The sequence below is a fragment of the Aquipuribacter sp. SD81 genome (genome assembly GCF_037153975.1).
Classification (GTDB): Bacteria; Actinomycetota; Actinomycetes; order Actinomycetales; family JBBAYJ01; genus Aquipuribacter.
Genome location: NZ_JBBAYJ010000005.1, coordinates 138,078 through 159,947, shown reverse-complemented (window position 1 = coordinate 159,947; position 21,870 = coordinate 138,078). Strand labels below are relative to the sequence as shown.

At 76.6% G+C, this 21,870-nt stretch carries 21 protein-coding genes; 8 read left to right on the top strand and 13 right to left on the bottom strand.

Annotation, left to right across the window (positions count from 1 at the left end):
* Positions 1-26 precede the first annotated feature (26 nt).
* Both WAA21_RS04800 and serS read right to left on the bottom strand, forming a co-directional pair.
* A complete protein-coding gene (locus WAA21_RS04800) occupies positions 27-842 on the bottom strand; it encodes an HAD family hydrolase (protein WP_336921621.1) in 816 nt (271 codons plus the stop codon).
* The gene (serS, locus tag WAA21_RS04795) at positions 839-2,119 is read right to left on the bottom strand and encodes a serine--tRNA ligase (protein WP_336921620.1); all 1,281 of its coding nucleotides are present in this window, start codon (positions 2,117-2,119) and stop codon (positions 839-841) included. Before serS ends, WAA21_RS04800 begins: the two co-directional genes overlap by 4 nt.
* A 57-nt stretch (positions 2,120-2,176) precedes the next feature.
* Between serS and WAA21_RS04790 the strand changes: the two genes are divergently transcribed.
* Positions 2,177-3,220 carry a diacylglycerol/lipid kinase family protein gene (locus WAA21_RS04790; RefSeq protein WP_336921619.1) on the top strand — a complete coding sequence of 348 codons (1,044 nt, stop codon included), beginning with the start codon at positions 2,177-2,179 and terminating at the stop codon, positions 3,218-3,220.
* 37 nt (positions 3,221-3,257) lie between these two features.
* Complete coding sequence (locus WAA21_RS04785) at positions 3,258-3,752, top strand: DUF2243 domain-containing protein (RefSeq protein ID WP_336921618.1); 495 nt, start codon at positions 3,258-3,260, stop codon at positions 3,750-3,752.
* On the opposite strand, the gene WAA21_RS04780 is transcribed toward WAA21_RS04785, so the two are convergent.
* Entirely contained in the window at positions 3,734-5,311 is a 1,578-nt protein-coding gene (locus WAA21_RS04780) for a DUF2252 domain-containing protein (protein WP_336921617.1), read from the bottom strand. The genes WAA21_RS04785 and WAA21_RS04780 overlap by 19 nt on opposite strands.
* A 376-nt stretch (positions 5,312-5,687) precedes the next feature.
* Here WAA21_RS04780 and WAA21_RS04775 point away from each other — a divergent pair, with 376 nt between their 5' ends.
* Positions 5,688-6,116, top strand: a complete 429-nt coding sequence (locus tag WAA21_RS04775) for a ChaB family protein (RefSeq protein WP_336921616.1) — start codon at positions 5,688-5,690, stop codon at positions 6,114-6,116.
* A 51-nt stretch (positions 6,117-6,167) separates the two neighbouring features.
* Here WAA21_RS04775 and WAA21_RS04770 read toward each other — a convergent pair whose 3' ends face one another.
* Both WAA21_RS04770 and yczR read right to left on the bottom strand, forming a co-directional pair.
* Complete coding sequence (locus WAA21_RS04770) at positions 6,168-6,956, bottom strand: SDR family NAD(P)-dependent oxidoreductase (RefSeq protein ID WP_336921615.1); 789 nt, start codon at positions 6,954-6,956, stop codon at positions 6,168-6,170.
* 29 nt (positions 6,957-6,985) lie between these two features.
* Positions 6,986-8,428, bottom strand: a complete 1,443-nt coding sequence (yczR, locus tag WAA21_RS04765) for a MocR-like transcription factor YczR (protein ID WP_336921614.1) — start codon at positions 8,426-8,428, stop codon at positions 6,986-6,988.
* Positions 8,429-8,562: 134 nt separating this feature from the next.
* Between yczR and yczE the strand changes: the two genes are divergently transcribed.
* Entirely contained in the window at positions 8,563-9,201 is a 639-nt protein-coding gene (gene yczE, locus WAA21_RS04760) for a membrane protein YczE (protein WP_336921642.1), read from the top strand.
* Here the strand turns inward: yczE and pheA are convergent.
* Genes pheA through WAA21_RS04735 form a run of 5 tightly spaced genes read right to left on the bottom strand, consistent with a single transcriptional unit; the run spans position 9,099 to position 12,866 of the window.
* Positions 9,099-10,061 (bottom strand): prephenate dehydratase, encoded by a 963-nt coding sequence (gene pheA / locus WAA21_RS04755; protein ID WP_336921613.1) that lies wholly within the window; start codon positions 10,059-10,061, stop codon positions 9,099-9,101. The genes yczE and pheA overlap by 103 nt on opposite strands.
* A 48-nt stretch (positions 10,062-10,109) precedes the next feature.
* Positions 10,110-10,877 (bottom strand): ABC transporter permease, encoded by a 768-nt coding sequence (locus WAA21_RS04750; protein ID WP_336921612.1) that lies wholly within the window; start codon positions 10,875-10,877, stop codon positions 10,110-10,112.
* Complete coding sequence (locus tag WAA21_RS04745; RefSeq protein WP_336921611.1) at positions 10,874-11,803, bottom strand: ABC transporter ATP-binding protein; 930 nt, start codon at positions 11,801-11,803, stop codon at positions 10,874-10,876. The genes WAA21_RS04750 and WAA21_RS04745 overlap by 4 nt, the downstream gene beginning before the upstream one ends.
* Positions 11,800-12,165: a transcriptional regulator gene (locus tag WAA21_RS04740; protein WP_336921610.1), complete on the bottom strand. Its 366-nt coding sequence runs from the start codon at positions 12,163-12,165 to the stop codon at positions 11,800-11,802. The genes WAA21_RS04745 and WAA21_RS04740 overlap by 4 nt, the downstream gene beginning before the upstream one ends.
* Positions 12,162-12,866 carry a hypothetical protein gene (locus WAA21_RS04735; RefSeq protein WP_336921609.1) on the bottom strand — a complete coding sequence of 235 codons (705 nt, stop codon included), beginning with the start codon at positions 12,864-12,866 and terminating at the stop codon, positions 12,162-12,164. The genes WAA21_RS04740 and WAA21_RS04735 overlap by 4 nt, the downstream gene beginning before the upstream one ends.
* 105 nt (positions 12,867-12,971) lie before the next feature.
* On the opposite strand from WAA21_RS04735, the gene larB reads away from it, so the two are divergent.
* From larB to WAA21_RS04715, 4 genes are all read left to right on the top strand, one after another.
* Entirely contained in the window at positions 12,972-13,691 is a 720-nt protein-coding gene (gene larB, locus WAA21_RS04730; RefSeq protein WP_336921608.1) for a nickel pincer cofactor biosynthesis protein LarB, read from the top strand.
* Positions 13,688-14,914 carry a nickel pincer cofactor biosynthesis protein LarC gene (larC, locus tag WAA21_RS04725; RefSeq protein ID WP_336921607.1) on the top strand — a complete coding sequence of 409 codons (1,227 nt, stop codon included), beginning with the start codon at positions 13,688-13,690 and terminating at the stop codon, positions 14,912-14,914. The genes larB and larC overlap by 4 nt, the downstream gene beginning before the upstream one ends.
* Complete coding sequence (locus tag WAA21_RS04720; RefSeq protein ID WP_336921606.1) at positions 14,911-15,429, top strand: GNAT family N-acetyltransferase; 519 nt, start codon at positions 14,911-14,913, stop codon at positions 15,427-15,429. The genes larC and WAA21_RS04720 overlap by 4 nt, the downstream gene beginning before the upstream one ends.
* Before the next feature lie 66 nt (positions 15,430-15,495).
* Positions 15,496-16,764: an arginine deiminase gene (locus WAA21_RS04715; RefSeq protein ID WP_336921605.1), complete on the top strand. Its 1,269-nt coding sequence runs from the start codon at positions 15,496-15,498 to the stop codon at positions 16,762-16,764.
* A gap of 38 nt (positions 16,765-16,802) precedes the next feature.
* Here WAA21_RS04715 and WAA21_RS04710 read toward each other — a convergent pair whose 3' ends face one another.
* From WAA21_RS04710 to WAA21_RS04700, 3 genes are all read right to left on the bottom strand, one after another.
* On the bottom strand, positions 16,803-17,735 hold the full coding sequence (locus tag WAA21_RS04710) for a homocysteine S-methyltransferase family protein (RefSeq protein ID WP_336921604.1): 933 nt from the start codon (positions 17,733-17,735) through the stop codon (positions 16,803-16,805).
* A 68-nt stretch (positions 17,736-17,803) separates the two neighbouring features.
* A complete protein-coding gene (locus tag WAA21_RS04705; protein WP_336921603.1) occupies positions 17,804-20,740 on the bottom strand; it encodes an AfsR/SARP family transcriptional regulator in 2,937 nt (978 codons plus the stop codon).
* A gap of 71 nt (positions 20,741-20,811) precedes the next feature.
* The gene (locus WAA21_RS04700) at positions 20,812-21,834 is read right to left on the bottom strand and encodes a DUF5926 family protein (protein WP_336921602.1); all 1,023 of its coding nucleotides are present in this window, start codon (positions 21,832-21,834) and stop codon (positions 20,812-20,814) included.
* Positions 21,835-21,870 lie beyond the last annotated feature (36 nt).

Here is a 21,870-nt window from a genome sequence, read left to right as displayed (position 1 = left end):
GCGCGGCGCGCCGCGGGCCGGTGGGGTCAGGCCGCGACGTCGAGGCCGAGCACGCGCTCGAGGTAGACCGCGAGACCGTCCTCGGCGACCGACGGCACGACCTCGCCCGCCGCGGCGCGGACGTCGTCGTCGAGGGCGTTGCCCATCGCCGCGGAGCGCGCGGCCCACCGCAGCATCTCGATGTCGTTGCGCCCGTCGCCGATGGCGTACGTGTCCTCGCGCGCGACCCCGAGGTCGCGGCGCACCTGCTCCAGCGCCGTCGCCTTCGACACGCCCTCGGGGGCGATGTCGAGCCACGCCGACCAGCCGACGGCGTAGCTGACGGCGTTGAGGCCGACGCGGTGGACGATGGCCTGGAACTCCTCGGGCGTGTGGTCGAGCGAGCGCACGATGACGCGCAGCGCGGGCGTCGACACGAGCTCCTCGAACGACGCGGTGCGGAACGGGCCGGACAGCTCCCCGGGCGGGAACTCGGCGGTGAGGAGCTTCTCCAGCCGCTCGGTCTCCACCCCGTACAGCGCCGTCGGCAGGTGCTCGCGCACCGCGCGCAGCGCCGGCCCCGCGTCGAACGTCGTCGAACGGCGCACCTCGTAGCCCACGCCGAGCGCGGGGTCAAGGCGCAGCGTGACGGCACCGTTCGACACCACCGCGGTCCCCGTCAGAAGGCCGAGCCGGTCGAGCACCTCGAGCGTGCCGTCGGTGCTGCGCCCGGTGGCGATGACGACGTGGGCGACCTCCGCGGCGGCGCGTACCGTGCGGCGGACCCGCTCGGTGAGCAGGTCGTCGTGGTCGACGATCGTGCCGTCGATGTCGATGCCGACCAGCGGCCGCCCGGGGATCACGCGGGCGCCAGCACGTCGGTGCCGAGGCGGGCGGCGAGCGCGGGCGGCAGCACGACCGAGCCGTCGCCCTGCTGGTTGTTCTCCAGCAGCGCGACGAGCCAGCGGGTCGTCGCGAGCGTGCCGTTGAGCGTCGCGACGGGGCGGGTGCCGTCCTCGCCGCGCACGCGCACGCCGAGACGACGGGCCTGGAAGGTCGTGCAGTTGCTCGTGCTCGTGAGCTCCAGCCAGCGCTGCTGCGAGGGCAGCCACGCCTCGCAGTCGAGCTTGCGGGCCGCGCTCGAGCCGAGGTCGCCCGCGGCGACGTCGATGACCCGGTACGGCAGCCCGAGCGCGCCGAGCATGCCCTCCTCCAGCGCGAGCATCCGCTCGTGCTCGGCCTCGGCGTCGGCCTGCTCGCAGAAGGTGAACATCTCGACCTTGTGGAACTGGTGGACGCGGATGATGCCGCGGGTGTCCTTGCCGTGGCTGCCGGCCTCGCGCCGGTAGCACGCCGACCAGCCCGCGTAGCGGAGCGGACCGTCGGCGAGGTCGAGGATCTCGTCGGAGTGGTAGCCCGCGAGCGCGACCTCGCTCGTGCCGACGAGGTAGAGGTCGTCGGCCTCGAGCCGGTACACCTCCGCGGCGTGCTCGCCGAGGAAGCCGGTCCCGGCCATGACCTCCGGGCGCACGAGCGTCGGCGTGATCATCGGGGTGAGGCCCGCCTCGACGGCGGTGTCCATCGCGAGGCCGAGCAGCGCGAGCTCCAGGCGCGCGCCGGGGCCGGTGAGGAAGTAGAAGCGGCTGCCCGACACCTTCGCGCCGCGCCGCACGTCGATCGCCCGCAGGCCCTCGGCGACGGCGAGGTGGTCCGGCACCGCGCCGTCGGCGTCCACGACGCCCTCGGCGGCGAAGTCGCGCGGGGTGCCGACCTCCTTGAGCACGGCGAAGTCGGCCTCGCCGCCGGCGGGCACCTGCGGCAGCACGAGGTTGTCGATCCTGCGCAGCGCGGCGTCGAGGGTGGTCTCCGCCTCCTCCGCGCGCGCCTGCGCCGCCTTGACGTCGTCGGACAGCGCCTTGGCCTGCTGCACGAGCGCGGCCTTCTCGTCCTTCGGTGCGGCCGAGACGCGCTTGCCGAAGGACTTCTGCTCGGCACGGAGGCGCTCGAAGGCGCCGACGGCCTCCCGGCGCGCGGTGTCGGCGGCGAGCGCGGCGTCGACGGTGGCGGGGTCGGAGCCGCGGCGCACCTGGCTGTCCCGCACGCTCGCCGGGTCCTCGCGCAGCACCTTGACGTCGATCACACCGGCGAGCGTACGCACGACCGAGGTGGCGGACGGTCACGGCACTACGCTCCGAGCGTGGAGCAGGAGACGCCCGACGGCGCGGACCAGGCAACCGACCCGGGCGCCGGCGCGTCGCCGCACGACTCGGGCGCCCGGCCCGGCGCCGCGGACGCCGGGGCGCCGCACCGCTGGATCGCCGTCATCGCCCACCCCGTGAAGTCCGACATGGACGAGCTGCGCCGCGAGGTCGCCGAGGTCACGCGACGCAACGGCTGGGACGACGCGCGCTGGTGGGAGACCACGGCGGAGGAGACCGGCGCGAAGCAGGCCCGCGAGGCGTTCGAGGCGGGCGCGTCCGTCGTCGCCGTCTCCGGTGGGGACGGGACGGTCCGGGCCGTCGCCCGCGCGCTCGTCGGCACCTCGACGCCGCTGGCGATCCTGCCCGCGGGGACGGGCAACCTCCTCGCGCGCGCCCTCGGCGTCAGCCACACGAGCCGCCAGGAGGCGGTGCGCATGATCGACGAGGGGCGGCACCGCAACGTCGACGTCATGGAGGCGACCCTCACGCGCCCGGACGGCAGCCGCAGCAGCGAGCTGTCGCTCGTCGGGCTCGGCATCGGGCTCAACGCCGACATCATGGCCGGGGTCGACGAGGACATGAAGAAGCGCGCCGGCTGGCTCGCCTACATCGTCTCCGGCGCGAAGGCGCTGCGCCGCAACGCCATCCGCGTCCGCTACGCCGACGACCTCGACGACGTGTCGGTGTCGCTCAAGGAGCACGGCGTCGACCGGACCGCGGTCCGCTCCCTGCTCGTCGTGACGTGCGGCGTGCTGGTCGGCGGCCTGCGGCTGCTCGAGGAGTCCCAGCCCGACGACGGGGTGATGGAGACCGTGGTCGCGACACCGCGCAGCCACCTCGGCCTGCTCGTGCAGCTCGGCCGGCTCGTGAGCCGGCGCGACGCCCGCGGCCCCGACGTGGAGGTGCTGCGCTCGCAGCGCAACGTCGCCGTGGAGTGCCCGCGCGGCACCGAGGCCCAGGTCGACGGCGACGTCGTCGGCGAGGTGACGCGGATCGAGGTCACGCTGCGGCCCGGCTCGCTCGTCGCGCTCGCCCCCTGAGTCGCGTCAGGCGTCCCCGGGCGGGTACACGACGGGAGTGACGGCCCCCGCACCCCTCGACGCCCGCGCCACCCGCCGCGGCGTGCCGAGAGCCGGCCTGCTGCTCGGGCTGGGTCTCGTCGCCGGCCTGGACCAGGTGGTGTTCCACCAGCTGCTGGGCTGGCACACGCTGTACGACCTGTCGACACCGCTGGCCTCGCGGCTGTGGGAGGGCGTGCTGCACAGCGCCTCGCTGGTGCTCGTCGTCGGTGCGGCGACGTGGGGGCTGCTGCTGTCGCGGCGCCCGGGCTGGTCGTGGCGGCGCTGGTGGGCCGGCGTCCTCGTGGGAGGTGGGGCGTTCCAGCTGTTCGACGGGGTCGTGCACCACAAGGTGCTGGGGCTGCACCAGGTCCGCTACGGCGTCGATCTGCTCCCCTACGACCTCGCGTGGGACCTGGCGGGGGTGGCGCTTCTCCTCGCCGGCGTTCTGCTGTGGCGCACCGGCGGCCCGACGGCCCGGCCCCGACCGACGTCTCAGGCGACGTCCCAGTAGCGGAACGCGCCGAGGGCGTGGTCCCGGCGGAAGTGGTCGAAGTCCTCGTGGACGCGCGCCGCGGCCTCCTCGGCGAACGCCAGGGTGTCGTCGACGAACAGCTCCGGCTGCAGCGAGGCGAGGATGAGGTGCTCCGCGCTGCCCTCGAGGATGCCGGTCTCCTCGTCGGAGCGGGCGTGCGGCTGCGCGAGGGCCTGCCCGCAGACGCCCGCGTAGCGGCGCAGCTGCTTGGGTGAGAGCCCCTTGGTCTCCGCCTCGTACTTGTAGGGGCTGCGCTCGCGCACGAGGAAGCTGGTCCCACCCACGTCGACGTAGCCGTACAGGGCGTCCCCGTTGACGAGGTGGACCTGCTGCGCCGTCACGATGCGGCGGCCCTGGGCCTCGCCGTCGGCCTCGTGGCGGTGCGTGAGGTCGTTCGGGGGCACGAGCCCGTACAGCGCGGAGCGGCGGGCCTGCTTGAGCTCGAGCACGACGCAGCGGTCGGGCTCCTCGCCCCAGCCCTGGAGCAGGATCCAGTACCGGTCGAGACCGAGGCTGCCGGTGCCGCTGCCCTTCTTGCGGGCGACGTCGAGCACGGTGAAGAAGTCGTCGGGCCGCGGCACCGTCCCCAGGTCGTTGTCGGCGACGTAGCGGTCGACGACGTCCTGGAACTCGTCGACGTGCGAGGAGTGCGGCACCCGCTTGCGTGATGGCCTGAACGACGAGGTCTGCAGGTCGACGTACTTCGCGAGGAAGTCCGCGCGCTCGTCGACGGCCTCCTCGATCATCCGGCGGACGACCTTGGGGCTGTTGTCGAGCCGGAACTGGAACGTGCTCGAGCGGTCGTCCTCCGCGAAGGCGCGCAGCCCGCCGAGGTAGCCGTCGACGAAGGCACGGACGACCCGGCGACACGTGTCGCGGTCCCCGGTGTTGCGCTGCGCCACGAGCCAGAAGCCGACCGCCCCGCGCCGCACGTCGTAGCTGAAGGGCGCCGCCCACGCCTCGTCGAAGTCGTTCACCCCGAAGAAGGGGGCACCGTCGGAGTTCGGCATGACGCCGAAGTTCTCGGGGTGCACGTCGCCGACGGTGAGCACGACCGGCAGGTGGCCGTCAGTGCCGCCGTGGTCCCGGTAGTACAGCAGCGCCGTGCCGCGGAAGAACGTGAAGGGGTCGGAGGCGAGGGTGTCGAACTTGCGCTGCGCGCCCTGCGGCCGGTTGTTGATGCGCGCCCGGTGGTCCTCCAGCAGCGTGCGGCGCACGTGCTCGCGGCGCGCCTGCCCGCGCAGGAGGACCGGGCTCGTCAGCACGTCCCCGGCCGCGCGCGACTCGGCCCAGCGCCGGTAGTCCGCGCTGCGGTCGCGACCGTCGAGCTCGACGAACGACCGCTGCTCGCGCGGCTCCGCCTCGTCGGTCGTGACCGGCCGGGTCCGCGACGCGGGCGTCGAGCGGGGCTTCGCGCGCGACGACGAGGAGGACGAGGAGGAGGAGGACGAGCGGGTCGAGGACGACGAGGAGCGGGACGAGGCGGGCGACGAGCGGGACGAGGCGGGCGACGAGCGGGACGAGCGGGAGGCGGCCATCCGGCGACGATCGCAGCAGGGTCACCGCACCGCGACCGCACGGCGACCGTGGCCGCGACCTCGCGGCCACGGCTCTGCCGCCGAGGGCGCCGCGCCACGGCTGGCCAGCTGGAGGGGTCGCGAGCCGTCTCGACGTGGGCTGGCTCCGGGGGTGCGACACGCCGCCCACGGCGCCCGGGAGCCAGCACTCGTCACGGTGCGACGAGTGCTGGCTCCTGCGCGGCGCCCCCGGCGTGTCGGAGGGCCGTACCCAGCCCGCGTCGCGAGCGCCCGGCACCCCACCACCTGCCGCGGCGCCACCCGGACCGCATGGTGCGGCCGACGTGCGGGTACCCCTCCTGGCACAGGACCGGAGCGGACCGGAGGAGGTCACGACGTGCCGAAGACGACGAGGAGCGGCGAGCCGAAGCAGGACGAGCTGCCGAGCACCCTGCAGCGCAGCGACGACAAGGCCCAGCGGACGTTCGCGAAGACGCACGACTCCGCGATGGAGTCCTACGACGACGAGGAGCGCGCGAACCGGACGGCGTACGCCGCGCTCAAGCACACGCACGAGAAGACGGGCGACCACTGGGAGCCCAAGGAGGACGGCCGGACGGGTCCGTCCGACGCCCAGGCCGAGGGTGGGGTCGACACCGACCGGGAGACCAAGGGCGGTGTCGACGCCAACGCCACCAAGGAGCACCTCATGGAGCGGGCCCGGGAGCTCGACGTGCACGGCCGCTCCGACATGACGAAGGACGAGCTCGTCGACGCCCTGCAGAAGGCGAACGACCGCGAGACCCGCAGGGCCCGGGGCGACTGACCGGGGAGGCGGGGCGGGGGTGGCAGCCGACCGGGGGCGGCCGAGGCTCAGTCAGCGGCTCGGCAGGCCCGTCCCGGTCAGCTCGGCGAGGGTCTCGAGCAGACCCTCCTGGACGGCCTCGTCGCGCGCGGCCGGGTTCGGCTCCAGCGCCCGCCGGCGGTGCAGGTAGCGTCCGCTGAGGGTCGCGTCGGGCTCCTGGCTCGTCGCCAGCCACACGGGCGTGTCCGCGCCCTCGGCGGGCTCGCCGCTCGCCGAGGCCCCACCCATGCGCGTGCGGATCCAGCCCGGGTCGACGGCGTTGGACACGACGTACGGCCAGCGCCGTGCGACGGCGAGCGCGAGGACGACGTCGGCGAGCTTGGAGTCGGAGTACGCCTGCATGCCGTCCCAGGCCCGGCGTGCCGGGTCGTGCTGCAGGTCGTCGAGGAGCAGCTCGCCGCGCGACTGCGTGCCGGAGGCCAGGTAGACCAGGCGCGCCGGTGCCGGCACGAGGGCCGTCAGCAGGTACGGCGCCACCACGTTGACCTGGAAGATGCGCTCGAGCCCGTCGTCGGTGAGCACCCGCTCGTCGGAGGCGCCGACGCCCGCGTTGTGCACGACGACGTCGAGCGGCCGCGACTCCGCCACCTCCAGGGCCAGGCGCCGCGTGCTCGCCATCGACGTCAGGTCGCCCACGACCACCTCGGGCTCACCGGCGTCGGTGCGCAGCTGCGCCTGCACCGCCTCGGCCCGGGCGTCGTCCCGGGCGTGGAGCACCACCCCGTGCCCGGAGGCCAGCAGCTGCCGGGCCGTCTCCAGCCCGATGCCCGCGGTCGAGCCCGTCACGAGGATGCGTGCCACCCGGCGACCCTAGGCGCCGTGCGCACGGCTCACACCACGAGGCGGCTCGGCCGGGCGCGGGGTGTGTCGGCGGCCAGGGCCGCCAGCCGCCGGACCGCCTCGTCGACCCGCTCGACCGGGACGACGAACGGCAGCCGGAGGTAGCGCTCGAGGGCCCCGTCCACCCCGAAGCGGGGACCGGCCGCGAGCCGCAGCCCGTGCGCCGCCGCGCGCTCGGCCATCGCGGTGCTCGAGCCGTCGCGCAGCTCGACCCACAGCGACAGCCCGCCCTGCGGGCGGCGGTAGCGCCAGTGCGGCAGGTGCCGGCGGAGCGCCGCCTCGAACGCCTCGCGCCGGCTCGCCACCAGCGCCCGCCGCCCCGCCACGTGCCGCTCGCGGGCGGGGTCGTCGAGCAGGTGGGCGAGGGCGAGCTGCTCGAGGAGCGGGGTGCCGAGGTCCCACGACAACCGCGCCTCCACGAGCCGGTCGACGAGGTCGTGCGTCGCGCGGACCCACCCCAGGCGCAGACCGGCCCACGCGGACTTCGACAGCCCGCCCACCGTCACCACGGAGTCCGAGAACGTCGCGAGCGGACGGGGGGCCGTACCGCCGGCCCGGAGGTCGGCGAGGGACTCGTCGGACACGAGCACGGTCCCGACGGCCTCCGCGGCCGCCACGACGGCGCGGCGGGTGTCGTCGTCCATGACGCCGCCGGTCGGGTTCTGGCAGTCGGGGATGACGTAGCCCAGCCGCGGCGTGCCCTGCCGCAGCGTCGCCCGCCACGCGTCCACGTCCCACAGCGGCTCGCCGCAGCCCCCTAGCGGCACCGGCAGCAGCCGAGCGCCGCTGCGGCGGGCCGCCTCGAGGGCGTTCGGGTACGTCGGCTGCTCGACGAGCACCCGGTCGCCGGGCCCTGCGAGGACGCGCAGCAGCAGCGACCACGCCGACACCGCGCCGGAGGTGACGAGGACCTGCTCGGGGCCGGTGGGCAGGCCGCGGCGGGTGAGGTCGTCGGCCACGGCCCGTCGGGCCGCCGGCAGGCCCGCCGCCTCGTAGCCGACGCCGGGCAGGTGCCGCGGCAGCTCGAGCAGCGCCGCCTCGTACGCGGCGCGGACGGCGACCCCGTCGGCCGGCAGCGTCGCGGCGGCGAGGTCGATGACGTCGTGCGCGACGTCGTCGGGCGTGGGCGGGGCGATCGCGCCGCCCGTCGGCCGCACGCCACCGGGCACGGCCGTCCACGACCCGGAGCCCTGCCGCGAGCGGAGGAAGCCCTGCTCGCGCAACGAGTCGAAGGCCGCGGTCACGGTGGTGCGGCTCACCTGCAGCTGCTCGGCGAGCTGACGCTCCGACGGGACGCGGACGTCGAGCGGGAGACGGCCGTCGAGGACGAGGCTGCGCACCCGCGCCGCGAGGGCGGCGTACGTGGGGCCACTGCCGCGCCACCCGTCCCCGAGCAGGCGGCCCAGGGCGAGCGCACCGATCCGGGTCTGCACCCGGCCAGTGTGCGGCAGGTGGCCCTGGATGGGAAGGCCACCCGTGCCGCACAGTCGGGTGCGTGCTGCTCCCCCGTCCTCGCGCCCGCCGCCTCACGCAGCTGTTCGCCGGGCTCGTCCTCTACGGCGCCACGATGGCGCTCATGGTCCGCTCGGGCCTCGGCCTCGACCCGTGGGACGTGTTCCACGAGGGCGTCGCGGAGCGGACCGGGCTCACCTTCGGCACCGTCGTCATCGTGGTCGGCGCCCTGGTGCTGCTCGCGTGGTGGCCGCTTCGGCAGCGCCCGGGCGTCGGCACGGTCGCCAACGTCGTCGTCATCGGCCTCGCCGCCGACGCCACGCTGTGGCTGCTGCCGGAGCCGGAGCACCTCGCGTGGCGGATCGCGTTCCTCGTCGGCGGCGTCCTCGGCAACGGCGTCGCGGGCGGGCTCTACATCGGCGCCGGGCTCGGGCCGGGCCCACGCGACGGGCTCATGACGGGCCTCGTGCGCGTGACGGGCCGCTCGGTGCGGCTCGTGCGGACCTCGATCGAGCTGACGGTGCTCGCCGTCGGGTGGCTGGTCGGCGGCACGGTCGGGATCGGCACGGTCGCCTACGCCCTGCTCATCGGACCGACGGTGCAGGTCGCCCTGGGGTGGTTCACCGTCCGCGGGCCGCGCGAGCCAGACGCTCAGCCGCCGAGCAGCCCGGCGAGCCAGCGCTCGGCGTCGTCGAAGGCGTCGCCGTCGGTCCAGTCCAGCACGCGCGAGGTCCGGCCGTCGGCCTTGGGGTAGGAGCCGAGGAAGCGCGTGAACGGGCTGAGCCGGCGCAGCCCGCGCAGCGCCTCGGCGACGCGCGGCTCCGCGACGTGCCCGTCGAGGTCGATGGAGAAGCAGTACTCGCCGAAGCCCGCACCCGTGGGCCGCGACTCGATGCGGGTGAGGTCGACCCCGCGCGAGGCGAACTGCTCCAGCAGCTCCAGCAGGGCCCCGGAGTGGTTCTCGCGCAGGTACGCGACGATGCTCGTGCGGTCCGCGCCGGTCGGCGCCGGCACCGTGCCCGGACGTGACACCACGACGAAGCGCGTGGTGGCGGGGCGGTCGCCGATGTCGGTCGCGAGGGTGGCGAGCCCGTAGCGCTCGACCGCCGACGGCGCGCAGATCGCGGCGTCGTACCCCGGGCTCGACCCGGCGGTGAGGGCGAGGCCCGCGGCCGCGGCCGCCGTCGACATCGCGGGCTCCACCGTCACGGCCGGCAGCGTGTCGGCCAGCCACGCGCGGCACTGGGCCTCGGCGTGCGGGTGGCTCGCGACGCGGTGCACGTCGGCGAGCTCCGTGCCCTCCCGCGCGGCGAGCACGAACGTCACGGGCACGAGCTGCTCGCCGACGATGACGAGCGGCGGGTCGCTCGCGCTCAGCGCGTCGAGGGTGGCGTTGACCCCGCCCTCGAGGGAGTTCTCGATCGGGACGACGGCGGCGGCCGCCTCGCCGGTGCGCACCGCGTCGAAGCAGCGCCCGACGGTCGCCATGGGCACCTTCGCCGCGGGGCCGCCCGCTGCCGCCGCACGGCCCGCGAGCGCCTGGTCGAGCGCGGCCTCGGTGAAGGTGCCCGCCGGTCCGAGGTAGGCGATGCGCTCGCCGGGCTCCGCCGTCACCCGCAGCAGGCTAGGGGACGGTCCGGGAGGGGCCGCGACCGTCCCGCCTCACCGGAAGCGACGGCCCTCGTCGCGCCGGTACGCCCACACCGCGACGGCGGCCGTCACGGCCGTCCACACCAGCAGGACGGGCAGCACGTGGCCCGGCACGTCGCCGCCCGTCGTGGCGGCCACGACGAGGTCGCGCCCGGCGCGGGTCGGCAGGAGCAGCGAGACGCCGTCGAGCCAGCCGGGGAACGACTGCGGCGGCAGGAACAGACCGCCGCCGAAGGCGAGCGGGAACAGCAGCACCTGCGCGGCGGGGATCGCCGCCTTGACCGGCAGCGCGTAGCCGATCGCGATGCCCATGAGCAGCAGCGGGGTGCCGGCCGCGGCGAGGGCGCCAAGGCCGAGGACGACCTGGCCCGGGGTCACGGCCGCCTCGGTGGCGAGCGCAGCCACGAGCAGCAGGGGCAGCAGCCCGAGCAGGGCGAACAGCACGCCCGTCAGGAGCCGGGCGGCCACCCGCGGCCCCGCCCCGACCGGGAGCGTCCGCACGTACGGCTCCCACGGGGTCGAGCGGTCGTCGGCCACGCCGACGCCGAACGTGAACAGGCACACCGAGAAGACCGCGAAGAGGCTGAGCTGCGCGGTCGCGGCGGTCGCGGCGACGGGGTCGCCGCTCACCTCGGCGAACGGGACGACGAAGAACAGCATCGACAGGACCGGGAACATGACGGTCCCGACGACCGCGATCGGCACCCGGAGGGTCTCCACGGCGAGGTAGCGGGCGTGGACCGCGGCGAGGCGGGCGGCGCCGGGCGCGAGGGTGCTCATGCGGGGGCTCCTGCGGGGGTGACGGGTGCGGTGGCGGCGCCGTCCGAGGCGCCGGCAGCGCCGGTGAGGGCGAGGAACGCCTCCTCCAGGGACGCGGGCGCGACCGTGAGGTCGCGGAAGGCGACGTCGGCGCGGACGAGCTCGCGCACGAGCGCGTCGGAGTCGGTCGTCCAGACCGCCCAGCGCCCGTCGCCCTCGTCGGCGACGCGCGTGGCGCCGGCGAGAGCGGGGAGGGCGGCCGCACGGAGCCGGACGAGCCGCTGGGGCACGCGGTCGAGGACCTGCTCGAGCGGGTCGTCGACGAGCACACGGCCGCGGTCGACCACCACGACCCGCTCGGCGAGGGCCTCGACCTCGCCGAGGTAGTGGCTCGTGAGCACGACCGTCCCGCCGTCGCGGTGGAACTCCCGCACCCGGTCCCACAGCAGCGTCCGCGCCTCGACGTCGAGCCCGGTGGTCGGCTCGTCGAGGACGAGCAGGCGGGGGCGACCGACGAGGGCGAGGCCGAGCGCGAGCCGGCGCCGCTGCCCGCCCGAGAGCCCGCCCGTCTGCCGCCGCGCGACGTCGGCGAGGCCGAGGGAGTCGAGCAGCCCGGCCGCGGGCAGCGGGTCGGCGTAGTGCGCGGCGACGAGGTCGACGACCTCCCGCACGCGCAGCGTCGCGGGCAGCGCCGTCTCCTGCGGGGTGCTGCCGAGGGCGCGCCGGCGGGCGGGGTCGCGCGGGTCGCCGCCGAAGAGCTCGACACGGCCGCGGTCGGGGCGCCGCTGCCCGACGAGCAGGCTGAGCAGCGTCGTCTTGCCGGCGCCGTTGGGCCCGAGCAGGCCGAGCAGCTGGCCCTGCGGCACCTCCAGCGTCACGTCGTCGAGCGCGAGCACCGCACCGAAGCGCCGGGTCACGCCCTCCCACCGCGCGGTGGTCGTGGTCAAAGGTCCTCCTCGGTCGGGGGGCCGTCGACGGCGGTCACCGCGGCGGCGGGGGGCTCCAGCAGCGCCCGCAGCGCCTCGAGGTAGTCCTCGTAGGCGCGGCGGCCGCGGCGGGTCAGGGCGAGGTAGGTGACGGGTGAGCGACCGCGGTGGGTCTTCGTCACCTCGACGTAGCCGGCGTCCTCGAGCCTGCGCAGGTGCGTCGCGAGGTTGCCCGCGGTCATCTCGAGCACCTCCTGCACGCGCGGGAAGGCGATCCGGTCGCCCTCGCGCAGCGACGCGAGCGTGGTCGTGAGGCGCAGCCGTGCCTGGGCGTGGATGACGGGGTCGAGCGCGAGCGGGCGCGCGTCGGCGTCGGCGCTCACACCCGCTCCGCCGGGACCGCCGCGTACCGGCGCCGCCGGAGGGCGAACCACGCGGCGGCCGCGAGGAAGCCGCCCCCGCCGGCGAGCGCCATGACGAGGTAGAGGCCGGGCAGCCCGAGCAGGCAGCCGAGGCCCGTCGTGACGAGGATCCACGCGCCGATGGCGAACTGGGTGGGGTCGTCCCAGGCCGCGCCGCCGCCGATGTACAGCAGCCCGACGACGAGGCCGGACAGCGCGGGCCACAGCAGGGCGGCCACCTCGGGCGGCGCGCCGAGCCGGTCCGCCGACAGCACGACGAGCGGGAGGCTCGCGAAGCCGAGGAACCAGCCCCAGCCGTACATGGCCCCCACGCGGCTCGACGCGCCGCGCAGCCCGCGGCCCGCGCGCGTGGAGTGCACGGCCGTCACGACGCCGGCGGACAGCAGCAGCAGGAAGAAGGCGACCCCGACGACGACCCCCGGCACCGCGACGAGCGGCCCGCCCTCGCGCAGCGGGGAGCCGGCCCACATGAGCAGGAAGCCGACGAGCCACGCCGTCCCCCACGCGCCGAAGAGCAGCCGCTCGTCGGGCCGGAACGCTGCCGCCACGCGCGCCTGCTCGGCCTGCACGAGCGCGAGCATGTCGGCGGGGGCGGGCTCGGCGGTGTCGTGGCCCGGCGTCTCGCCGGCCGCGGCCGTGGTGCGGTCCTCGGTGCGGTCCACGTGGGCTCCTCCGCTCGTCGGTGCTTTGCGGTGCAAAGCACTTGGAGTTTGTACCGCAAAGTGCTCGGCGGCAGCAAGTGTCCCCGTCGACCTACCCTTCGCGCCGTGCCGCCCCGCGAACCCGTCCCGTCCTCCCCCGGCCCGGCCGTCGACCTCGGCCACAGCCGCATCGACGTCGACCGCCGCGCCCGCACCGGTGACCCGGAGGTGGTCTTCGGAGCCGGCAAGACCCCGGAGCAGGTCGTCGAGATCCTCCGCACGCTGCACACCGCGCACCCGGACACGGCGGTGCTCGCCACGCGGCTCGCGCCCGAGGCGCTCGACCACGTGGCCGCCCAGCTCGCCGACGCCGACGTCGACCGCGTCGCCCGCACGGCGGTCCTCGGCCCGCTGCCCGCACCTCGAGGGCTCGTCCGGGTCGTCGCCGCTGGCACGTCCGACGGGCCGGTCGCCGCCGAGGCCGCCGTCACCGTCGCGGTGCACGGCGCAGGCGTCGACCGGGTCGACGACGTCGGCGTCGCCGGCATCCACCGCCTCATGGCCGTCCGCGACCGCCTCGCCGACGCCGACTGCCTCGTGGTGGTGGCCGGCATGGAGGGAGCGCTGCCGTCGGTGGTCGCCGGCCTCGTGGGGGTGCCGCTCGTGGGGGTGCCGACGTCGGTCGGCTACGGCACCGGTGCCGGCGGGCTCGCGGCCGTGCTGTCGATGCTCAACTCGTGCGCGCCGGGCGTCGTCGTCGTCAACGTCGACAACGGCTACGGCGCAGGGGTCCACGCGGCACGGGTGGCACGCGCCGCCCGCGGCGGCCAGGCTCGGTCGACGTGACGACGCTGTGGGTCGACGCCGGTCGGGGGGCCGCGGGCGACATGCTGCTCGCCGCCCTGTGGGACGCCGGGGCGGACGAGACGGCCGTCCGGGCCGCGGTCCGCGCGGTCGTGCCCGCCGACGTCGTGTTCCGGCACGAGGTGCGCGACGGCTTCCGGGTCGCCCGCGCCGAGGTGGTCCCCGACGCCGACGACGCCCGCTCCGGCCCGGACCGTCGCTGGGCCGACATCAAGCGGGCGCTCGCGACGGCCCCGCTGCACGGGCGGGTCCGGGACACGGCCACGGCCGTCTTCGCCGCGCTCGCCGCCGCGGAGGCCGAGATCCACGGCAGCGACGTCGACCGCGTGCACTTCCACGAGGTCGGCGCGCACGACTCGGTCGGCGACGTCGTCGGGGTGTGCGCCGCCCTGCACGCCCTCGGCGTCTCCCGCGTCGTGTGCACCCCGGTCGGCGTGGGCGGGTCGAGCGACGCCGAGGACGCGGCGGGCACGCTCGGGCACGGCCGCGTGCCAGCCCCGGTGCCGGCGGTCCTGCACCTCGCGACGGCGGCCGGCGCGCCGGTGCTCGCCGGGCCGGGCGCGGGCGAGACGTGCACCCCGACGGGGATGGCGCTGCTCGCGACGCTCGCGGACTCGTGGGGCCCGCTGCCGCCGCTGCGACCGGCCGCGCTGGGCGCCGGCGCCGGGACGCGCGAGACGCCCGGCCGCTTCGGCGCGCTCCGGGTCGTGCTCGGCGCCCCGGTCGGCCCGCTCGGCGACACCGGTGTCGACGTCGCGCTCGTCACGAGCACGAACGTCGACGACCTCGACCCGCGGCTGTGGCCGCGCGTGCTCGCGTGCCTGCTCGAGGCGGGGGCCTCCGACGCGTGGCTCACGCCGATCCTCATGAAGAAGGGCCGTCCCGCCCACACGCTGCACGTGCTGAGCGACCCCGAGCGCGCGAGCGCGGTGCGCGACGTCGTGGCCCGGGAGACCAGTGCCATCGGCATGCGCGTGCAGGCAGTCGCCAAGCACGCCCTGCCCCGTGACGAGGTCGAGGTGACGGTCGACGCGGCCGACGGCACGAGCGACCGGGTCCGCGTGAAGCGCGCGTGGCTCGACGGCCGGGTCGTCAACGTGCAGCCGGAGTGGGAGGACGTCGCCGTCGCCGCCGCCCGCACCGGGGCGCCGGCCAAGGTCGTGCTCGCGCGCGCGGCGGCGCTCGCGCAGGAGCACACGGGGTGACCCCGGCTGCCGCGGCGGTGCGGGTGGCGACGCCCGCGGACGTCCCGGCCGTCCTCGACCTCGGCCGTCGCACCGTGGTCGCCCACTACACGCCGGTGCTGGGCGCCGAGGCGGCCGCGGCCCAGCTGCGGACGTGGTGGACCGAGGAGCGGCTCCGCTCGGCGGCCGGGTCGGGCGGGCTGCTGGTCGTCGACTCCGTCCCCCGACCCACCGCGGAGGGTCGCGTGTCGGCGATGGCCGAGACGGGACGCGTCGACGGGGACGTGGTGGTGTGGAAGCTGTACGTGGAACCGGGGTCGCGGGGTCATGGTCTCGGGTCGGCGCTGCTGCGGGCGGTCGCCGGGCGCGTGCCCGCTGGCACCCCCCGGCTGCTGCTGGAGCACTTCGCCGGGAACACGCGAGCGGCCGCGTTCTACGAGCGGGAGGGGTTCCGGGTCGTCCGGGTCGACGCGGACCCCGACGGACGGCCCGAGGCGGATGTGGTGTGGCGGGCCCGCGACCTCACCGCCCACTGAGCCTGCGACGCCGGGACCGGACGCGGACCGCATGACCACGTGCGCCCGGGTGGTTCGATGGCCCGCGTGACCACCACCAGCACGCGCACGGGCGGGTTCGTCGACAGCGAGGTCGGCACGCTGCGGGAGGTGATCCTGCACCGGCCCGGTGCCGAGCTGCGTCGGCTGACGCCGCGCAACAACGACCGGCTGCTGTTCGACGGGCTGCCGTGGGTGGACCGGGCGCAGACCGAGCACGACGCCTTCGCCGACACCTTGCGCGGGCGCGGGGTCCGCGTGCACCTGTTCACCGACCTGCTGCGCGAGGTGCTCGAGCAGCCGCTGGCCCGCGAGCGCGCCGTCGCGGACACCCTCACGGACTCGAGCGGCAGCGGCCTGCGCCTCGGCGACACCCTCCGCGCGCACCTGCACGCGTACCTGTCGGACCTCGACGCCGACGCGCTCACGACGGCCCTCGTGGCGGGCGTGCGCAACGACGAGGTGCCCAGCCGCCGCGGGCTCGTCGCGACGCTGCTGCCCGACGACGAGTTCGTCGTGGACCCGCTGCCGAACCTGCTGTTCACGCGCGACTCGAGCGTGTGGGTCGGCGACGAGGTCGCGGTCACGTCCCTCGCCATGCCGGCCCGCGACCGCGAGACGCACCTGCTCGGCCTCGTCTACGACCTTCACCCGCGCTTCGCCGGGACGGCGGTCGCGTACCGGCCGGAGTGGGAGCACGTCGAGGGCGGCGACGTGCTCGTCGTCGGCCCGGGCGTGCTCGCGGTCGGCACCGGCGAGCGCACGACACCCGCCGGGGTCGAGCGCCTCGCGCGCATCGTGCTGGGCCGCGGCCTCGCGCACACCGTGCTCGCGGTCCCCATCGCGCAGGAGCGCGCGACCATGCACCTCGACACCGTCTGCACGATGGTCGACCGCGACGCCGTCGTCGTGTACCCGAACATAGCGAGCACGCTGCAGGCGTACCCGCTGACAGCGGCCGCCGGCACGGGCGGCACGCCGGACGCCCACGTGGCGCCGGAGTCCGTCGAGCTGGCCCTCGGGCCCGTCGCGCCGTTCCTGCCCGCGGCCGCGGAGGCCCTCGGGCTCGCGCGCATCCGGCTCGTCGACACGGGCCTCGACCCCGTCACGGCCGAGCGCGAGCAGTGGGACGACGGCAACAACACCCTCGCCCTCGCCCCCGGCGTCGTCGTGGCGTACGAGCGCAACACCGAGACCAACGCCCGGCTGCGCGCGGCCGGCGTCGAGGTGCTGGAGATCCCCGGCGACCAGCTCGGCTCCGGCCGCGGCGGACCGCGCTGCATGAGCTGCCCGGTGGTCCGCGACCCGCTCGGCTGACTGCCGAGGGCTCTCCGGCCGGAGGCGGGGTCGCCCCTTCAGGCGCCGACGGCCGCGCCGGTCAGGGCGTTGCCGGCCGCGCGCACGTGGCGCAGGTCGGTGCCGCAGCAGCCGCCGAAGGTCGTGAGGTGGGGGTGGCGACGGCGGAGGTCCGCCAGCTGCGCGCCCAGCTCCAGCGGGTCGCCGTCGTCCAGCTCGGTGGCCTCGTCGAGCTCCGCGTGGCTCATCCGCGACGCGTTCGCCCGGAAGAGGTGGACGCGCTCGGCCTGGTCACCGAGGCCGTCGAGGGCGTCGTGCACGTGGTCGGGATGCGCGCAGTTGACCCCGTAGCCGGTCGGGTAGCCGTCCGTGAGCCGGTCGACCTGCGCCACCGCGTCGGCGAGCGGCTGGCCGGAGGGAAGGCGACCGTCGGTCTCGACGGTGAACGAGACGAGGACCGGCACCCCGACGGCGGCCGCGGCGCGGGCGACACCGGCGCCCTCCTCCGCGTAGGTCACCGTGACGACGGCGATCCGGTCGGCCCCCGCGCCGGCGAGCGCCTCGACCTGCGGGCGGTGGTAGGCGGCGGCCTCGTCGACGTCCATCCGCTGCTCGACGAGGTACCCGTCGCCACGCGGCCCGAGGTTGCCGGACACGACGACGTCGACCGACGGCCGCACGGCGTCGACCGCCTCGCGCAGCACGGCGACGGCGTCGGCGTTGAGGCGGGCGAGGGCCTCGGCGTCGACCCCGAGCCGGGCGCCCCAGTCGGCGGAGGCCCGCCACGTCGGGGTCTCGAGGACCGCCCCGACTCCGAGGCCGTCGGCCAGGGCGACGAAGTCGCGGTAGTAGCCGACGAGGCGCTCGCGTCCGGCCGGCTCGTCGAGCAGCGGGAACGAGGCGAAGTCGGGCAGGTCGCGCCCGTCGAGGAACAGCAGCTCCGTCTCCAGGCCCGCGTCGGTCAGGTAGATGTCGTGGCGGTGGTCGTGCACGGTCGGTCCCTCCCGGGGTGTCGTGGCGCACCGGGTGCGCGCCACGCCGACTGTCGCGACCCCTCCTGTCACGGCGCTGTCGCGGTGCTGTCGGACCCGGCCGGCAACCGCGACAGCACGAGGTCGACGACGGCGTCGCGGTCGAGGTCCGCGCCGGCGTCCCGGTGGGCCGCGGCGTCCGGGAGCGCCGCCGCGAGGCGCAGGCCGAGCAGGTGCAGCCGCTCCGCGTCGGGCCCCGTCACGCCGACGGTGCCGGAGGCCTCGACCGCGCCGAGCACGCGCGCCGCCGCGACGTGCTCCCCGAGCCGCTCCAGGAGCTCGACCGCGGTCCGCAGCGTGATCCACTGCTGCACCCACGCCGCGGCTCGCCGCCACCGCAGCAGCAGGTCGCGCAGCACTGGCCCGGCTGCGACGGCATCGCCCGCCCGCACCCGCAGGCCCACCCAGGTGAGGCCCGCCACCCCGGTCGTGAAGTCCGCGCCGGTGCGGCGCGCCGCCGCGAGCGCCCGGTCCAGGGCGTCGAGCGCCCGCGTCGGGTCGTGGCCGGCGAGCGCCTCCCCCTCGGCGTAGTCGACCCAGGCGGTGAACCACGACTCGTGCGCGGGCAGGAGCGCCCGGGCCTCGGCGAGGCACGACTCCACCACGTCGAGCCGGTCGAGGTAGCCGGCGACCATGGCCCGGTCCGCGAGGCGCGTGAGCAGGCGGGCGTCGCGGCCGCCCGCGCGCGAGCGCACCACCGACTCCTCCCACGCGCCCGCGGCGCCGTCGAGGTCGCCGTCGAAGAGCAGGACGTCGGCTCGGGCCTCGGCGGCGCTGCCGCCGGCGTCCGGCCACGACGACCGGGCGGCGACGCGCTCCGCGTGCGCCGCGTGCAGCCGCGCCCGCTCCAGGTCCCCGGTCTGCCACGCCCCGGTCGCTGCGGCGGCCACCACGCGCTCGGTGTGCTGGTCGTCGAGGTCGCCGAAGCGCGCCGCGGTCTCCGCCACCCAGCCGTACACCTCCGCCTGCATGCGGAACAGCGCCGGGTGGTGCAGCGCAGCCGCCAGCCGCAGCGCCTCGTGGCCGTCGCCGACCGCCAGCAGGTGGCGGTGGGCCGCCCGCACCTCGGCGAGAGCAGGCAGCGGCTCCGTCGCCGATCCGTCGAGCGAGGCGGCCGCCTCCGCCGCGGCCACCACGAGCCGGGCGTGGGCGTCGCGCGCGTTCCCGGCCTCGCCGCCGGCCTCGAGCAGGTCCTGCGCGTACGCGCGCACCGTCTGCAGGCAGCGGTAGCGCAGCGGCCGGCCAGGCTCCCGCACCTGCACGAGCAGGGACCGGCGGGCGAGACCGGCGAGCCGGTCCCTGACCTCGGTCGCGTCGCCGCCGCACACGCCCGCGGCGGTCGCGGCGTCCACCGGTCCGGCGAAGACCGCGAAGCGCACGAACGTGCGGTGCAGCACCGGCGGCAGGTCGCGCACCGACCACTCGACGAGACCGCGAAGCGAACGGTGACGGGCCGCGGTGGAGCGGCGTCCACCGACGAGCAGCCCGAGTAGGTCGTCGACCCGCTCGACGAGCTCCTCCAGCGTCATCGCCTGCAGCCGGGCGGCCGCGAGCTCGACGCCGAGCGGCAGCCCGTCCACCGCGCGGCACACGCGAGCCACCCGCTCGCGGGTCCTCTCGTCCGAGGGCAGCGGGAGCCCCAGCGACGCCGCGCGGTCGGCGAAGAGCCGGACCGCCTCCTCCGGGGGCAGCGGGTCGAGGCGGACGACGCGCTCACCGTCGACGTCGAGCGGCTCGCGCCCCGTCGCGAGGACCGTGACGTCCGGGGTCCCGGCGAGCACGGCGTCGACGAGGTCGGCCGCGGCGGCCGCCACGTGCTCGCAGTTGTCCAGCAGCAGCAGGTGGCGACCGTGGCGGAGCGTCGCGAGCACCCGGTCCCGGGCCGTACGGCCCGCCGTCGGCGCCGCTCGCAGGCTGCTCGCGACGAGGCCGTCGACGTCGGCCGGGTCCTCCGCGGTCGCGAGCTCGGCGACGGTGACGACCCGGTCGGGGACCGCGGCCGCGACGTGCTCGGCGAGGCGGGTCTTGCCGACGCCGCCCGGCCCCACGAGCGTCACCGAGCGGTGCCCGGCGAGCAGCCGGGACGCGAGCGCCGCGTCGCCGTCGCGGCCGACGAGCCGGACGACGGGGCGGTGCGGCACGGGCGGCGGCATCGGCGGCGGGACGGGCGTCCGTACGTGCTGCGACACCGGCTCTCGCACCGGCGGCTCGGCAGCCGCCTCCCGTCCCGGCCGCACGGTCCCTGCGGGACGGGGGACCTCGACCGTGTCGTCGACGACGGCGGCGTGCAGCGCCCGCAGCGCCGGCGAGGGGTCGAGGCCGAGCTCGTCGACGCTGCGCGCGTGCAGGTCGCGGTACGCCGCGAGGGCGTCGGCCCGTCGTCCCGCTGCGACGTAGGCCCGCATGAGCAGCTCGACCGTGCGCTCCCGCAGCGGGTCGCCCGGCAGGCGGCCCTCGAGCTCGACGACCGCCTCAAGGACGCGCCCGCCCGACACGAGGTCCTCCGCCCGCACGTCGGCGAGCGCGGCCCGCACGCGCGACAGCCGCTCCCGCTCGCCGGCGGCGACCGGGTCGTCGAGGCAGGCGTACGGTTCGCCCCGCCACAGGGCGAGGGCCTCGTCGACGACCGGCAGGCGGTGGCCCGGCGGCAGCGCCGCCGCCCGGGCGAGGGCGCCCTCCAGCCGTGCCGCGTCCACGAGGTCGTCGACGGCGTCCAGCCGGTAGCCCTCAGGCGTCGCGGTCACCGCGATGCCGGTGGGCAGCGACGAGCGCAGCCGCGACACCTGGTTGTGCAGCGCCGCGACGGGGTGGGCCGGCGGGTCGCCGCCCCACACCGCGTCGACGAGGCCGTCGACGCTCACCGGGGCAGGCCTCGCCAGCGCGAGCGTCGCGAGCAGCACGCGCCGCGCGCGCCCCGGGACGGGCCCGGTGCCGTCGAGGACCACCTCGCCGAGCAGGCGGAGCACCCTCCGAGGATGGCAGGCGGGCGGCCCCGCGTCAGGTGGGTCACGTAGCCGGCGCCCCGCCCGGCCGCGCGTCAGCGCAGGGTGACCTGCCGCGCGAGCAGGCCGGCGCGGGCGCGACGGGCGTCGGCGTCGAGAGGGCCGGTCTCGGCGAGCGCGCCGCGGAAGCGGTCGACGAGCCGGGCGAAGGGCTCCTCCGCGAACTCGGCGCTGGACCCGGTCGGCAGGTCCCACACCGGCACGACGAGACCGTAAGCGCGGAAGAAGCCGGCGAAGCGCGTGCCGTCGCCGAGCGTGGACGCCGGCTGCTCCGAACCCTCGAGCGGCTGCGCGTGCAGCCGGGCGAGCGCGTCGAGGAACTCGTCCTCGGGGGTGTTGATGATCCAGCGCAGGTGGACGTTGTCGCCGATGCGGCACCAGTAGGCGCTGTCGGCGGCGGTCAGCTTCTCGGTGGGCACGACCGCCTCGTTCGCCCGCTCGAGCGACGCCCGCACCTGGGGGGCGAGCGCGGTGAGCGGGTCGGAGGGGTCCTCGGCGTCCCCGGGGTCGGCGTCGAGGACGCCGTCGACCCAGAAGTCGAAGCCCTCGTGCACGACCAGCTCGGGCTCCACCTCGAGGTCGAGCCGGTCCTGCAGCCGGGCCGTGGAGCGGCGCGCGTCCACGTGCTCGACGGGACCGGGACCGTCCGCGGCGAGCGCCTCGTCGAGGGCGGCCGCGAGGTCGCGGCTCGCGTCGGCGGAGGCGTCGGCGGCCTGCACCCCGACGAACACGCTGCCGTCCGCGCGCCGCAGCGCCGGCCACGCGACGGGCAGGACGGTGGCGAACGTCACCTCGTCGCCGTCGACGGTGCGGGTGCGCATGGTGGCGGCCGGAACGATCTCGCGGAAGGCGACCCAGTCGGTCTCGCGCGGCAGCCCCTCGAAGGGGCGCGCGACGAACTCCGCACCGGCGCGCGCCTTGCCGTGGCACTGCTTGTAGCGCTTCCCGGACCCGCACGGGCACGGCGCCCGGAGCCCGCCGCGCGGCGGCTCGATCGGCGTCGCGGGGTCGACGGTGGCGGTGGACCTCTGGCCGGTGGGACGGCGGCGGCTGCTCACGGTCGCCCAGGGTACGGGCGCGTCCCGCCCTCCGAC

Bases quoted from the DNA above. Each gene is read 5' to 3' on its own strand.
- WAA21_RS04780 (WP_336921617.1), bottom strand. From the start codon at position 5,311: ATGGCCGCCTCCCGCTCGTCCCGCTCGTCGCCCGCCTCGTCCCGCTCG.
- yczE (WP_336921642.1), top strand. From the start codon at position 8,563: ATGGCGCTCATGGTCCGCTCGGGCCTCGGCCTCGACCCGTGGGACGTG.
- WAA21_RS04750 (WP_336921612.1), bottom strand. From the start codon at position 10,877: ATGAGCACCCTCGCGCCCGGCGCCGCCCGCCTCGCCGCGGTCCACGCC.